The organism is Paenibacillus nanchangensis (genome assembly GCF_046543445.1).
Classification (GTDB): Bacteria; Bacillota; Bacilli; order Paenibacillales; family Paenibacillaceae; genus Paenibacillus_AQ; species Paenibacillus_AQ nanchangensis.
This window is the reverse complement of record NZ_JBHOFD010000008.1, coordinates 36,226-51,471: the sequence shown is the minus strand read 5'-3', so window position 1 is coordinate 51,471 and position 15,246 is coordinate 36,226. Positions and strand designations below refer to the sequence as shown.

The 15,246-nt window shown below is 52.9% G+C and carries 9 protein-coding genes; 7 read left to right on the top strand and 2 right to left on the bottom strand.

What is annotated here, in order from left to right:
- The first annotated feature begins 149 nt into the window (after window positions 1-149).
- The 4 genes from uvrB to ACE6ED_RS07900 all read left to right on the top strand — a co-directional run bounded on the left by uvrB (window position 150) and on the right by ACE6ED_RS07900 (window position 7,149).
- Window positions 150-2,144: an excinuclease ABC subunit UvrB gene (uvrB, locus tag ACE6ED_RS07915; protein WP_410826567.1), complete on the top strand. Its 1,995-nt coding sequence runs from the start codon at window positions 150-152 to the stop codon at window positions 2,142-2,144.
- 106 nt (window positions 2,145-2,250) lie between these two features.
- Entirely contained in the window at window positions 2,251-5,112 is a 2,862-nt protein-coding gene (gene uvrA / locus ACE6ED_RS07910) for an excinuclease ABC subunit UvrA (protein WP_410826566.1), read from the top strand.
- Between the two features lie 339 nt (window positions 5,113-5,451).
- Complete coding sequence (locus tag ACE6ED_RS07905) at window positions 5,452-6,570, top strand: hypothetical protein (protein ID WP_410826565.1); 1,119 nt, start codon at window positions 5,452-5,454, stop codon at window positions 6,568-6,570.
- A 369-nt stretch (window positions 6,571-6,939) separates the two neighbouring features.
- A complete protein-coding gene (locus ACE6ED_RS07900; RefSeq protein ID WP_410826564.1) occupies window positions 6,940-7,149 on the top strand; it encodes a DUF2759 family protein in 210 nt (69 codons plus the stop codon).
- A 286-nt stretch (window positions 7,150-7,435) separates the two neighbouring features.
- Here ACE6ED_RS07900 and rfbC read toward each other — a convergent pair whose 3' ends face one another.
- A complete protein-coding gene (rfbC, locus tag ACE6ED_RS07895; protein WP_410826563.1) occupies window positions 7,436-7,996 on the bottom strand; it encodes a dTDP-4-dehydrorhamnose 3,5-epimerase in 561 nt (186 codons plus the stop codon).
- 140 nt (window positions 7,997-8,136) lie between these two features.
- Window positions 8,137-9,015 carry a glucose-1-phosphate thymidylyltransferase RfbA gene (gene rfbA, locus ACE6ED_RS07890; RefSeq protein WP_410826562.1) on the bottom strand — a complete coding sequence of 293 codons (879 nt, stop codon included), beginning with the start codon at window positions 9,013-9,015 and terminating at the stop codon, window positions 8,137-8,139.
- A gap of 309 nt (window positions 9,016-9,324) precedes the next feature.
- On the opposite strand from rfbA, the gene ACE6ED_RS07885 reads away from it, so the two are divergent.
- The 3 genes from ACE6ED_RS07885 (at window position 9,325) to ACE6ED_RS07875 (ending at window position 15,203) form a co-directional block, all read left to right on the top strand.
- Complete coding sequence (locus ACE6ED_RS07885; RefSeq protein ID WP_410826561.1) at window positions 9,325-11,841, top strand: U32 family peptidase; 2,517 nt, start codon at window positions 9,325-9,327, stop codon at window positions 11,839-11,841.
- A gap of 157 nt (window positions 11,842-11,998) precedes the next feature.
- The gene (gene galU, locus ACE6ED_RS07880) at window positions 11,999-12,889 is read left to right on the top strand and encodes a UTP--glucose-1-phosphate uridylyltransferase GalU (protein WP_410826560.1); all 891 of its coding nucleotides are present in this window, start codon (window positions 11,999-12,001) and stop codon (window positions 12,887-12,889) included.
- Window positions 12,890-13,010: 121 nt separating this feature from the next.
- Window positions 13,011-15,203 (top strand): LTA synthase family protein, encoded by a 2,193-nt coding sequence (locus tag ACE6ED_RS07875; protein ID WP_410826559.1) that lies wholly within the window; start codon window positions 13,011-13,013, stop codon window positions 15,201-15,203.
- Window positions 15,204-15,246 lie beyond the last annotated feature (43 nt).

Genomic DNA, 15,246 nt, shown 5'->3' with positions numbered 1-15,246 from the left:
TAGCCATAGCCTACATTGTATAATTGTACGGGAACAAATATTCTTATTATGGTACAAGTAACCTACGGTATGAACCCATGAAACTTCGATCATAATGATAATTACATCATATATTACTATATTTTAGAGGATAGAGGGGAGGCGGGCAAATGAACAATGACCTAGTCATAAGCAAGAAGACGTTTGATTTGCAGTCCGAATACACGCCTCAGGGCGATCAGCCTCATGCAATCGAAGAGCTGGTGGAAGGCATCCGGCAGGGCAAGAAGCACCAGACATTGCTGGGAGCGACGGGAACGGGGAAGACCTTTACGATTGCACACACCATTGCCAGGCTGAACCGGCCTACTCTGGTGATTGCGCATAACAAGACGCTGGCAGCTCAGCTGGCGAGCGAATTTAAGGAATTTTTTCCGAATAACTCGGTCGATTATTTCGTCAGTTATTACGATTACTACCAGCCCGAGGCTTACATCCCTTCCTCCGATACGTATATCGAGAAGGATTCCAGCATTAACGAAGAGATCGACAAGCTCCGGCACTCGGCGACCAGTTCGCTGTTTGAGCGGCGCGATGTCATTATTGTGGCGAGTGTCTCCTGCATCTACGGTCTCGGTTCGCCGAAGGAGTACGGCAGCCTGCTGCTGTCGCTGCGGGTCGGCATGGAGAAGCCGAGAGGCCAGATTCTGAGCCGGCTTGTGGACATTCAATATCAGCGCAACGATATGAACTTTGTCCGGGGCACCTTCCGGGTGCGGGGAGACGTAATCGAGATTTTCCCGGCTTCCCAAGGCGAGCACGCGATCCGGGTCGAACTGTTCGGGGATGAAATTGAACGGATTACGGAAATCGACGTATTGACCGGCGAATTGATCGGGGAGCGGGATCATGTGGCGATTTTCCCGGCATCCCACTTTGTTACGCAGGAAGAGACAATGCGTGTTGCGCTCAAGAATATTGAGCGGGAGCTGGAGGAGCGGCTTGCGGTGCTGCGCGCGGAAGGCAAGCTGCTGGAGGCGCAGCGCCTGGAGCAGCGGACGAGATACGATATCGAGATGATGAACGAAGTCGGCTTCTGTTCCGGCATCGAGAACTATTCAGGTCCGCTGACTTTCCGCGAACCGGGCGCCACGCCTTATACCTTGATGGATTATTTTCCTGACGATCTGCTGATCGTTATCGACGAATCCCACGTGACGCTGCCGCAGATCCGCGCCATGTACAACGGTGACCGGGCGCGCAAGACGGTTCTTGTCGAGCACGGCTTCCGGCTGCCGTCCGCGCTGGACAACCGGCCGCTGAAATTCGAGGAGTTCGAAGAGAAGGTGAACCAGATCATTTATGTCTCGGCTACACCGGGACCTTACGAGCTGGAGCACTGCGATACGATGACCCAGCAGATTATCCGGCCGACGGGCCTGCTCGACCCGATTGTAGAAGTGCGGCCTTCGGAAGGGCAGATCGACGACCTGATCGGCGAGATCCGGGAGCGGATCGACCGCGACGAGCGGGTGTTGGTCACGACGTTGACAAAGAAGATGGCCGAGGACCTTACCGATTATCTGAAGGACATCGGAATCAAAGTCAGATACATGCACTCCGATATCAAGACGCTGGAACGGATGGCGATTCTGCGCGATCTCCGGATCGGTACGTTTCATGTGCTTGTGGGTATTAACTTGTTGAGGGAAGGTTTGGATCTTCCTGAAGTTTCGCTGGTCACTATTCTGGACGCGGACAAGGAAGGTTTCCTCCGGTCCGAGCGGTCCCTGATCCAGACGATCGGGCGCGCTGCTCGGAACAGTGAAGGCCGGGTTATTATGTACGCCGACAAGATCACGGAATCGATGGATAAGGCGATCACCGAAACCGAACGCCGCCGGGCGATTCAGATGGCGTACAACGAGAAGCACGGCATAACGCCGCAGACGATCCGCAAGAAGGTCCGCGACGTCATCGAAGCGACGAAGACGGCCGAATCGAAGGCGGATTACCTTACCGGTGCCGGCGGCAAGATGAACAAGAAAGAGCGGCAATCCCTGATGCAGCGCCTGGAGGCGGAAATGAAGGAAGCCGCAAAGAACCTGCAGTTCGAACGTGCGGCGGAGCTGCGTGATGCGCTGCTGGAGCTGCGGGCGGAATAACATAGTTGAAGTAGACATCGGAAGTCAGGCAGATATGGGAACGGCGCTGGAACAGGCCGTTCTTTTTTGAATGAGGGCATGAATCTATTAGGGAGATGATTTACCGTTGGCGAACGAAAATATTGTTATCAAGGGCGCAAGGGCGCATAACCTCAAAAATATCGACGTGACGATTCCCCGCGACCGCTTTGTGGTGCTTACCGGATTAAGCGGTTCGGGCAAATCCAGCCTGGCCTTCGACACCATTTACGCCGAAGGACAGCGCCGTTATGTCGAGTCGCTGTCGGCTTACGCCCGTCAGTTCTTAGGCCAGATGGAGAAACCCGATGTGGATTCCATCGACGGTCTGTCTCCCGCCATTTCCATCGATCAGAAGACGACAAGCCGGAATCCGCGTTCCACCGTCGGAACGGTAACGGAGATTTACGATTATCTCCGTCTGTTGTTCGCCCGTGTGGGACATCCCCACTGTCCGGAACACGGCGTGGAGATTACTTCGCAGACCGTAGAGCAAATGGTTGACCGGATTATGCAGTACCCGGAGAAGACACGCCTGCAAATTTTGGCCCCGGTCATCACCGGCCGCAAAGGGGAGCATAAAAGTTTGTTCTCGGAGATTGCCAAGCAGGGTTTCGTCCGCGTCCGGGTTGACGGCGAACTGCGGGACCTGTCCGAAGACATCGAGCTGGAGAAAAACAAAAAACATACGATCGAGGTTGTCGTTGACCGCATCGTGATTAAGGAAGACGTGGAAACCCGTCTGACCGACTCAATCGAAACGGCGCTGAAGCTGTCCGGAGGACAGCTGCGTGTGGATATCATCGGACAGGAAGAGCTGCTGTTCAGCTCGAATTTTGCCTGCCCGGAATGCGGGTTCAGCATGGAAGAGCTGGCGCCGCGTATGTTTTCGTTCAACAGCCCGTTTGGCGCCTGCCCAGAATGCGACGGGCTTGGCGTAAATATGGTGGTCGATCCCGACCTGCTGATTCCCGACCCGGAGAAGTCCATCGAAGATGGCGCATTTCTGGCCTGGACAGGCAGCACATCGACGTATTATCCGCAGTTCCTGAAGTCGGTCTGCGAGCATTTTAATATCCCGCGCGACGTGCCGGTCAGCAGCCTCTCGGCAGAGCATATGAAGAAGCTGCTGCACGGAACGGGAAACGAAAAGATCCGGTTTAAATACGAAAATGACTTTGGCCAGCGGAAGGAAGCGATGGTGGCATTCGAGGGGATTATTCCGAATCTGGAGCGCCGCTACCGGGAAACCGCATCCGAAGGCATCCGCGAGTTTATCGAAGGTTTTATGAGCGCCAAACCGTGCCATGTCTGCCAAGGCAAACGGCTGAAGAAAGAGATTTTGGCCGTTACCGTCAGCGGAAGCAATATCGCCCAGGTTACCGACCTGTCGATCGGCGATTGCAAACATTTCTTCGAGCACATCGACTTGACTGAAAAAGAAACGTCCATTGCCAATCTGATCCTGAAGGAAATCTGCAGCCGTCTCGGCTTTTTGGTCAATGTCGGCCTGGATTACCTGACGCTGAGCCGCGCGGCCGGCTCGCTGTCGGGCGGGGAAGCGCAGCGGATCCGGCTGGCGACCCAGATCGGATCAAGTCTGATGGGTGTCCTTTACATCCTGGACGAGCCCAGCATCGGGCTGCATCAGCGGGACAATGACCGGCTGATTGCCACCCTGGGCCATATGCGCGACTTGGGCAATACACTGATTGTGGTGGAGCACGATGAGGATACGATGATGGCGGCAGACTACATCATTGATATCGGGCCTGGGGCCGGCATTCACGGCGGGCAGATCATCGCACAGGGAACACCGGAGGAGATTATCAACGATCCCCATTCACTTACCGGCCAATACCTGAGCGGACGAAAGTTTATTCCGGTGCCGGCCAAACGCCGGCCGACGGACAACCGCTGGCTCGAGATCCGGGGAGCCCGGGAGAACAACCTGAAGAACGTCAACGTTAAGATCCCGCTCGGCGTCTTTACGGCGGTTACCGGCGTGTCGGGTTCGGGCAAGTCCTCGCTGGTGAACGAGATTCTATACAAGAGCCTGGCCCGTCAGCTGAACAAAGCGGTGAAGGTACGCCCGGGTCTGCATAAGGAGATTCGCGGACTGGAGCATCTGGACAAGGTCATTGACATCGACCAGTCGCCGATCGGCCGGACGCCGCGCTCGAACCCGGCAACCTATACGGGCGTATTTGACGACATCCGTGATCTGTTTTCAAAGACAAATGATGCCAAGATTCGGGGCTTCCAGAAAGGCCGTTTCAGCTTTAACGTGAAGGGCGGCCGCTGTGAGGCTTGCCGCGGGGACGGCATTATCAAGATCGAAATGCACTTTTTGCCGGACGTCTATGTGCCGTGCGAAGTGTGCAAGGGCAAGCGTTATAACCGCGAGACGCTGGAAGTCAAATACAAAGGCAAAAACATCTCGGATGTGCTGGAGATGACGGTTGAAGACGCCGTTGATTTTTTCCAAAACATTCCGCGGATTCACCGCAAAATGCAGACGCTGCTTGATGTGGGCCTTGGTTACATTAAGCTGGGGCAGCCGGGGACAACCCTGTCGGGCGGCGAAGCCCAGCGGGTGAAGCTGGCGTCGGAGCTGTACCGCCGCAGTACAGGCAAGACGCTGTATATTCTCGACGAGCCGACAACCGGCCTGCACGTGGACGATATCGGGCGGCTGCTGGAAGTGCTGCACCGTCTGGTGGATTCCGGCGAATCGGTGCTGGTGATCGAACATAATCTGGACGTCATCAAGACGGCGGATTATTTAATTGATATGGGGCCGGAAGGCGGCAGCGGCGGCGGTACTATGATCGCCAGCGGTACGCCGGAGGACATCATTGAGGTGCCGGCTTCCTTCACCGGCAGGTACCTGAAGCCGATCCTGCTTCGGGATACGGAACGGACCCAGACGCTGCAGCTGCAGAGCTGATGAGAGCTGAATGAGTGGAAGTCTACGCAGACGGGGCAGGCCCGCATGCTGTATAGACTGAATTATTGAATGGCAGGGCAGAGGAGATGCTGTCAGGAGGCCGGGACTGAACCCGGACTATCCTGAACTAGACTGGACTACACAGGACTACACAGGACTGGACAAACCCTCCTCCGGTGCACTTCAGGGCTGTTTCGCTTAAGCGGAACAGCTTATTTTTTGAAACAATGGACATGAAGCTTGCGTAAAACAAAATTACAAGTTACGGGAAATAAACGCGATAAAGGGAGCGGCGGGATAGGCTTGACCGGCCAACTAATGGAGAAGGGAGAGAATAGCATGCTGGAAATGCGCCGAGGGAAAGACCTGAATTACTCAAACCAACTGCCCCGCTGGGCTCTGAATGTCCATGTGGTGATCATCGCATTGTTGGGTCTGCTAGGAGTTGCCGGCATTTTGTTTGGGGTGTATATGATGTGTGTCGACCAACAGTGGTTTCTCGGAGGCTTGTCTTTGGGGATAGGTGCGTTTATCCTGGCTGTGACCTTTATCGTCGGCCGGATCAATACGTTTTACACCGACTTTATTTTTCAGAATGAGCTGCGCGATGACGGCTATTACATGTATGCCAAAAATAAAAAAACGGGCGCTGAAGAGGAACGGCTGATTTCCTACGAACAAATGGAGGAAGTATTAATCGGACGGATGACACGCGCAGTTCCCCAGGGAGACAACATGCCGAGTGTTCAGATTTTGGGAGCCCGCATTGTCATGCGGTGGAAAGATGAACAGGGGCAGGTGCAGTACACGCTGTTTGGCGAGGAAAACCGCGAACCGCTGAAAAACTGGATCGAGAAATTCCAGGAGCATAGGGTTCCGCTGCGGCTCACCCATCAAAATATCGGAGCGCTCCAAGTGGAACAGCTGCGGGAAGCGTATGCTGAAATTGACAAGAGGCTGTATGGGGAGGAAGGCATGCATTTTTTGAACGGCATCGGGACATCTACAACGCCGATTGCGCACTGGAGAAGCTCCGCAATGAAATCAGAGAGCATCGAGAATCAGAAGCGGAGAGACCGGGTCTTTTTCCGGCCGCTGTGGCTTATGCTGCTTGCGGCTAATGTGATCGTCGCCGCACTGTGGATGCCGCATTGGGCAGTCGATGACGGAACGTTTGCGGATAGTTCCCCGTCGTTTAATTGGGGAGTAGTCAACGTCCTGCTGCTTCCGATCGTGCGGACTTATTGGCGTGAGCGGTTCAAATGGCATCGCCCGCTGCGTGATCTTTTGCTTGTGCTTGGAGCTCAACTGGCCGGCATCGGGCTGGCGGTGATTGGAGGACGTGCCGATTCAACTTATATCGAGCCGGTTATCATTGAGAACATCGTTCTTGGGATTTTTACCGGTGTGCTTGTTGTGCTGCTGAGGTTTATCCGCCTGCGTTCGATTGGAAGGTAACGAAAGGCGGGGAAAGGCGGGGAAAGGCGGGGGAAGTCGAGGTGAGAGGATTTGAGGCGGGTAAGGTGAGCTGAGATGGGCGAGTAAGGTGAAAAGAGAAGGGAAGAGAAGAGTTGAGTTAAGGTGAGGAAGGTAAGGTGAGGAAGGTAAGGTGAGTAGAGATGAGTTGAAGTGAGTCGATGGCGCTCGTCAACTTGAAAAGTCATGGGATTGCAGATATCGGATTACCTCATTGTGCTATCTTGTGTCCGAAAAGTGAATTTTTTTGCCGGAACCTCTTGCGTGAATGAAATGGTAACGGTAACATAGTAGGTGTCATAAGGAATTGCCGGATTTTGCGCATGGACAAAATGTTTAGGAGGGTTCCCGATGCAGCTTGCCGAAGCCGCCGCACCGACCGCTTCCGCGTTCAATACGTTCGACGTCTTTATGATTGCGTTCACCGTTCTCATTTTGATCGGTCTGATCCGTCTGGTGAAGGCGCCGCAGAAAAACTTGTTTGCGATCGGCTTTGCGTTAGTCAGCCTGCTTGTTTTTCTGTATTCCGATTATGCGATGATCAAGAATTGGCTAAGCTAAAGCCGGCAGCGCGGCCCGGAAATTTTCCGGGACTGCCCGCTTGCCCTTTTCCTTGGGATAAGGTGGGCGCATGTGAGTAGGTTACAGTAAGGTTCGATAAGAAGTATGGGTGCCCTGCTGAGCGGGGCCATTTTGCGTTGAAGGGAATGTTGAGGGGATTAAAAGGTATGTGCTAATTCACTGACATAACGTAAAAAACCGGTCCGGACAACTGTCCAGGGACCGGCGTCTACTGTCGTTCCAATCATCCCCGTGCACTTAAGCGGCAGCGGGGCTGTCCATCCCCCTAACCTTCGTACACGAAATTCAGTTTCGCGTCCTTCAGCAGCGGGGCTTTCTCATCCTTGGCGGACAGCACCGGCGTAACGTCTATCGGCCACTGGATGCCGATTTCCGGGTCGTTCCACAAAATGCCGCCATCACACTCTGGCGCGTAAAATTCGTCGCATTTGTATTGTACCTCGACGTCTTCCGTAAGCGTCATAAATCCGTGGGCGAAGCCTTTGGGAATCAGCAGCTGTTTTTTGTTCTCCGCGTTCAGCTCCAGTCCAAACCATTGGCCGTAAGTGGGGCTGCCCTGCCGGATATCCACCGCGACATCAAAAATGCTGCCGCGCGTGCAGCGTACAAGCTTGGTTTGCGCTTTGGGGTTTAATTGAAAGTGCAGTCCGCGCAGCGTGCCTTTTACGGCGGAGTACGACTGGTTGTCTTGCACAAAGTTCAGTTTAAATCCCTGTTCCTTGAATTTGACTTCACTATACGTTTCCATAAACCAGCCGCGATGATCGCCGAATACCGCCGGTTCCACGATAAATACACCTTTTAAATGAGTTTCGGTAAATTTCATGAGTCTGCTCCTTTCCTAGTAAGTCTTCCTCTCTGAACTCTGCCCTAATACGAAAGATACGAAAGATTGTTCTAGTACTGAACCTTTCCATTGGCGTCCCCGCCCATATTAAGGGTTATCAACTAATACGAAAGAATGCTCTAGTACTGAACCTTTCCTGTAGCGACTTTGATCAGGTATTGGCCGTAGCCGGTTTTGCTCAGCTTTTGGCCGCAGACAAGCAGATCTTCTTTGGTAATCCACCCGTTAATATATGCGATTTCTTCGGGAGCGGCGATCTTAATGCCCTGATGCTCCTCGATGGTCCGCACAAAATTGGTCGCGTCGACCAAGCTTTGATGTGTTCCGGTATCCAGCCAGGTAAAGCCGCGGCCCAGCAGTTCTACATCCAAGTCGCCCAGACGGAGATATTCTTCATTGATCGACGTGATTTCCAGTTCTCCCCGGGCGGAAGGTTTGACGTTCTTCGCAATAGAGACCACCCGGTTATCATAGAAATAGAGGCCGGTTACGGCATAGTTCGATTTTGGCTGCTCCGGCTTCTCCTCAATGCTGAGGACACGGCCTTGTTCGTTGAATTCGACAACGCCAAAACGCTGCGGGTCAGGCACGTGATAACCAAATACAGTAGCTCCTTGCGGTTTCTCGGAAGCACGTTTCAGCATTTTGCGGATCCCGTTACCGTAGTAGATATTATCGCCGAGAATCATTGCGACGGAATCGCCGCCGATAAACTCTTCGCCAATAATAAACGCTTGCGCCAGACCGTCCGGACTTGGCTGGACCTTATACTGCAGCGAAAGGCCAAATTGGGAGCCGTCCCCCAGAAGACTCTCAAATCTTGGCGTATCCTCCGGTGTAGAGATAATCAAGATATCATTTATGCCCGCCAGCATCAGCGTGGATAGCGGATAATAAATCATCGGTTTGTCGTAGACAGGCAGCAACTGCTTGCTGGTCACCATTGTTAGCGGATACAGACGTGTTCCGCTGCCGCCCGCCAAAATAATCCCTTTCATTGTTCAGCCCAACTCTCCCTGTAATCAGTATGTACTGAGTTAATAGTATACCCTTATTGTACGCCGCCCCGGTGAACCTGTCTATTTTTCTATAAAATTGTCATTATCCGCCTATTGCTGATTGCTGTATAAGCCGAGCTGGTAAAGAACAGATAGGGCAGAGCCGATCCAGAGCCGCCCCAGAGTCGACTCTCGTGATTACTATGAACCAGATCGTAACAGTAGCTATAAACTGTGATTTTTGATACAATACATTAGTTAATCACGGTTAGAATGAACCCGTCTATAAGGCGGTTTGGGAGGATATAGATGAACAAGCAGGACGTACGCAGAGAAGACGTAGAGCTGCTGGCGCCGGCAGGCGATTGGGATTGCATGCGGGCGGCAGTGGCGAACGGAGCGGACGCGATTTTTTTTGGTGTAGAGAAGTTTAACGCCCGGGCCCGGGCCAACAATTTTCGCATGGACGAGCTGCCGGAGATTATGGCGTTTCTGCACAGCTATGGGGTAAAGGGCTTTTTGACGTTCAACATTTTGGTGTTCGAAAACGAGCTGCCGGATGCAAAAGTTTTGATTGATGCCTGTGTAGATGCTGGTGTGGATGCGGTAATTGTTCAGGACTTGGGCCTGGTGAAGCTGATCCGCGAAATTTCGCCGGATTTTCCGATTCATGGTTCTACCCAGATGACGATTACTTCTCCGGAAGCGGTGGAGTTCACGAAGCCGTTTGGACTGGAGCGGGTCGTGCTGGGCCGGGAAAACAACTTGAAGCAAATTCAAAAGATTGGCGAGCAGGCACGCCTTCCGATGGAAGTGTTCGTGCATGGAGCGCTGTGCGTGTCCTATTCAGGGCAATGTTTGACATCTGAAATGTGGGGCGGCCGCTCCGCGAACCGGGGCGAATGCGCGCAGGCCTGCCGGCTGCCTTATGATTTGATGGTTGACGGGGAAGTAAAGCCGATGGGCGATGTGGCCTACCTGCTGTCCCCAAAAGACCTGGCAGCGATTGACCTGATGCCGGAACTTATAGAAGCTGGCGTAACTTCCTTCAAAATCGAAGGCCGGCTCAAAAGCCCTGAGTATGTAGCCAATGTCGTGAGCAAATACCGGAAAGCCATTGACCGGTACTTTGACGGCCGCTGGGAAAAAACCTCGAAAGAGGATCTGCGGGAGCTGCAGCAGAGCTTTTCACGCGGATTTACGCATGGCTTCCTGGAAGGCACCAACAATAAAAAACTGGTGGACGGCACCTTCCCCAAAAGCCGGGGCGTGTACTTGGGCAAAGTGGAACAGATTTTGCGTGATGGGGTAGTCTGCCGCCTCGAAGCGCCTTTGAAACGCGGCGACGGCATTGTGTTTGATGCAGGCGATCCGACGAAAAAAGAGGAAGGCGGCCGGGTCTACGACGTACGCCGTAAGGGCGTCAAGCTGGAAGGCGGCGCCGATGAAGGCTGGGTGGTTGACATCGTCCCAGGCCGCAGCGATGTGGACCTGCGCCGGCTGCATGTCGGCGACCGGATTTGGAAGACCAACGATCCCGCGCTGGATAAAGCGCTGCGTCAGACCTACGAAACAGAGAAGCCATACCGTGTTTTCCCCGTAGACGTTCGGGTGGAAGGCCGGACAGGGGAAAAGCTGACGACCTGGTGGACGGATGTCCAGAAAGATGTCACCGTGCAGGTCGACTCTGAAATCGCGCTCGAGACGGCGCAAAAACGGCCGATGGATGCGGCGCTGCTTGAAGAGCAGTTCGGACGGCTTGGCGGGACGATTTTTCAGCTGAATACGCTGGAGGTGCGGCTGGAGGGCGAAGTGATTGTCCCCATGCGCGAACTGAATAACATCCGCCGCCGTGCAGTGGAGCTGTTGGCCGGGCAACGTCCGAAGCCGCCCGTGTATGTCAAACGTCAGGTTGAGGTGTACAGCGATGCGGCCGCAGGAACGGGCGCTGTAAGAGGGCGTGTGGATTCTAAATTGACGGCGCTCTGCCGCAGTCTACCGCAAGTGGAAGCCGCCCTGGCTGCAGGTGTCAAAAGTATCTACGCCGACTTTGAATTCATCAAGCAGTTTCCCGCTGCCGTCGAGGCGGTCCGTAAAGCAGGGGCGGAGATCGCACTTGCAACGCCGCGGATCCATATGCCTGGCGAAAACGGCTACCACGCCAATATTTTGCGTTTGCAGCCGGATGCGGTGCTTGTACGGAACACGGGGGCGCTTTATTATTACCTGCGTCATCGTCTGGAAAACCCCAGTGCCCGGCACCCGCGTCTGATCGGTGACTTTTCGCTGAACATTGCCAACCATAAAGCGGTGGATCTGTTCCTGGAATCGGGCTGCGACCTGGTGACCCCGTCGTATGATCTGAACATTCAGCAGATGATCGATCTGCTGGAACGCAGCGATACTTCACGGATGGAGATTGTCATTCATCAGCATCTGCCTATGTTCCACACCGAGCACTGCGTATACTGCACCTTCATGAGTGAGGGGACGGATTTTACGAACTGCGGACGTCCTTGTGAAGACCATCGCGCTTCGCTGCAGGATCGCATTGGCATGGCGCATCCGGTCCGGGTGGATGAAGGCTGCCGGAATACGGTTTATAACGCGATTGAACAATCCGGTGCGGAGTACTTGAACCACTTCCGCGATCTGGGCGTCGCCGCTTACCGGGTTGAGTTTCTGGAGGAAACGCCGGATCAGGTGACGGAGGTTATCGACTTGTACAACCGTGCGCTGCGCGGTGAGATTTCAGGGACACAGGTCTGGAAGACGCTCAAGGCAACCAATCAGCTTGGGGTAACCCGCGGGCAATTGGTGAAATAAATGTTTTTAGTCCTCGCATGGGTTGCGGGGGCTTTTTTTACATAAGGAAACAAGTGACAGTGGAACGACAGTTCTGCCCAAAACTGTTATAATGAAAGATAATGTGTTTATTTATGTGTTACGACACCGATACTGACAATTTAAAGGAGCCCTGATTATGAAAATTCGTAAAGCGATCATCCCGGCGGCGGGACTCGGTACCCGCTTCCTGCCGGCCACCAAAGCGATGCCTAAGGAAATGCTCCCTATCGTGGACAAACCCACGATTCAATACATTGTGGAAGAAGCGGTTGCATCCGGAATTGAGGATATTATCATCGTAACCGGTAAAGGCAAACGTTCGATTGAGGACCATTTTGATAACTCCTTTGAGCTGGAGTTCAACCTTGCCGAGAAGCAAAAATGGGATCTGCTCGACTCCGTCCGCAAATCGTCCGATATGGCCGATATTCATTATATTCGCCAAAAAGAACCAAAAGGTCTTGGCCACGCAATTTGGTGTGCCCGCAAGTTCATTGGAAACGAACCGTTTGCCGTTTTGCTCGGGGACGATATCGTTGAAGCGGATAAGCCGTGTCTGCGGCAAATGATTGATGTGTTCGATGAATACAAATCTTCTATCGTCGGCGTACAGCCGGTACCGTGGGAAGAAGTGTCCCGCTACGGTCTGGTGGATGGCACCGAATTGGCTGAGCGCGTCTACAAGGCGAACCGGCTGGTTGAGAAGCCGAAAAAAGAAGATGCGCCATCCAATCTCGCGATTTTGGGCCGCTACATTTTGACTCCGCGGATTTTTGATATGCTGGGCGAACAGCAGGTTGGCGTCGGCGGAGAAATTCAATTGACGGACGCCATTTCGCGTCTTAGCGAAGTTGAGCGGATTATCGCCTACAATTTTGAGGGGAAACGCCATGACGTAGGCGAAAAGATGGGTTTCATTCGTACAACTATCCATTACGCGCTGCAGCATGAAGAGCTCAAAGATGACCTGATGGCGTATTTGAAGGAAATTATCGAAAGCGACTCCAAGCAGCTTGAAGTGAAGTAACGAGGCATTATGCCTTTATTGTTGAATAGGTAGGAACGAGCCAGGAAGACCAGCATGGGCGGCGGGGGCGCCCGGTCGGCCTGGCTTTTTTGATTGGAATCCGTAACGGGAGTGACGACATTTGAAGAAAGTATGGTATACCGTCCCTTCGATCCTCTTTTTGGGACTTTTCTGCTGGGGCAGAATCTTGCTGCTTCAGAGCAAAAATATCGCGGCCGGTCCGGGCGAGCTGGTGCTGCCTCTGATTAAAGATTTGGGCACCGGTGTGCTGTTTCTGCTGCTTTTTTACGCGCTGACTAAAATCAATCGTTTTGCCGCTTACCTGCCTGCACTGGTTGTCGCCCTGCTGCATCTGGCGAACATGGAGTACATTTATGCGCTCGACCATGTCATTAACCTCACCGATTTGTCGATGGCTTCCGATCAGGAATTCATTCGCGGAACGTTATTTCACGTTAGTTTCCCGCTGTATTCGCTGGCCTTCACCATTACTTTAATGCTGGCAATCTATACGTTGGGCAAAACCTCGTTTATTCCCTTGAAAACAAAAATACTGCGCTGGTCTGCGTTTGGCGGCCTGCTGCTGTTGTATGGGTTCATTGCTGTTTATGCGAGCGGAGACTGGAAAACCGGGAGTTTTGTATCGGCTTCGCTCAGCAATACGGTTGCCGTCTTAACGTTTGACGATGAGGGGCTGACAGATTATCCTGCAGATATCGAACAGCGGATTCAAACGACAGAGAAACTGAAGCAGGGAGAATATTTGTTAGGCCCCCGCGGAACCTCGCCCAAAAACATCCTTATGGTCGTTATGGAGGGAATTCCCGGTGCTTACCTCCCGTCTGCGCAAGATTATTTGGAGGTCTCGAACGATATCCGCATGACCCGCCTGCAGGACAAAATCAAAGACCACAGCCTTGTTTTGCCCAATTATATTACCCATAACAATCAAACCATTCGGGGTATGTATTCGGTGATCAGCGGCGATTATCCGAACCTGGATGCTTCAACGCCAAAGGCTTACGAATATCTTCAGCTTAACGAAAGCGAACGCAAAAAACTGCTGCCGCAGCGGCTGAAGGAGCAGGGGTATCATACCGCATTTATTCAGGCGGCTAACCTGGAGTACATGTCTAAAGGCGATTTTATGAAGGCGGCAGGGTATGAAACGATAATTGGCGGGGAGAGCTTCACCCACAGCTATATTCCGTTTGGCTGGGGACCGGATGACAAAGCGTTTTTCGAGCAGAGCCGCACCTTTCTTGATGAACTGGACAGTAAAGGCAAACCATGGTTTGCGACGATGCTTACGGTAGGGACGCACCATCCGTATGCTGTTTCTGATGAATATGAAGACCGTTATTCCAGCCGAAAGGAAGCGGCGGTGGCGTATCTGGACGAGGCGTTGTCCGATTTTATCGACTATATCGATTCTTCCACATTTGCAAAAGACACACTGGTCCTGTTTATCTCCGACGAGTCGCACGGAGTGAACAACCAGCCTTACGGCTCCAACTGGGGTATTTTTGCGGCATATTCGCCTGAAATCGAAGGCCAGGTTGTGAACGATGGTGTATTTGGACAAAAGGACATCATGCTTTCCCTGCTGGATTATGCGGATCCTGCACTTGATGAGGAAACAGCCGGGCGGAGCGTGTTCCGGAAATACCGTGATGAAACGCCGATTTTGTTCGCCTCTCATTACACCGGCGATGTTTTTTACTCAACCCGCAAGGGTGAGGTGTATCAGGTCGACAACGGAGGCCAACTATACGAATTGAAATCGAAAAGCGGGGAAATGTTCGGCACGGACTATGAACGGACAGCTCTTACCGACAAGGAATTAAAAAAACAGATTTTAACGTACAAAAACTATATCAGCCGGCCAATGAGCTCGGATGATCACATCCGGATTGCCGGTCCAAAGGACTTTAAGCTAACTGGAGGCGGGGAAGAGATTATCAGTGACGGTCAGTTTCTGGCCCTGCCGGAGGAATCCTATGTCGATATCCATGTCGATTATACGATAAAGGGACTGAAGCAAGGAGAGACAGTGAAGCTGATGATCCAAGACGGTGTGCGGAAATATGAGCAGACCCTTGATGACGGACAGCCGGACGGACAAGTTACGCTGCGGTTTTATAACAAGCAATCAATGTCTGGTTACGCCTTCTCCTTCAAAGCAGCTGCCGGCTGGACAGGCACTGAGCCCAAAACATTCACTTTAAACGACCTCAGCATTGACTTTACTCCAAAGAGTGCAGGGGACGCGCAGGGAGTGGGTACGGTTCCTTTTGAAGCGAAGAGTAAGTAAGGTGAGATTATCAGGGATCAGATGCCAATGCAAAGAATAAAGA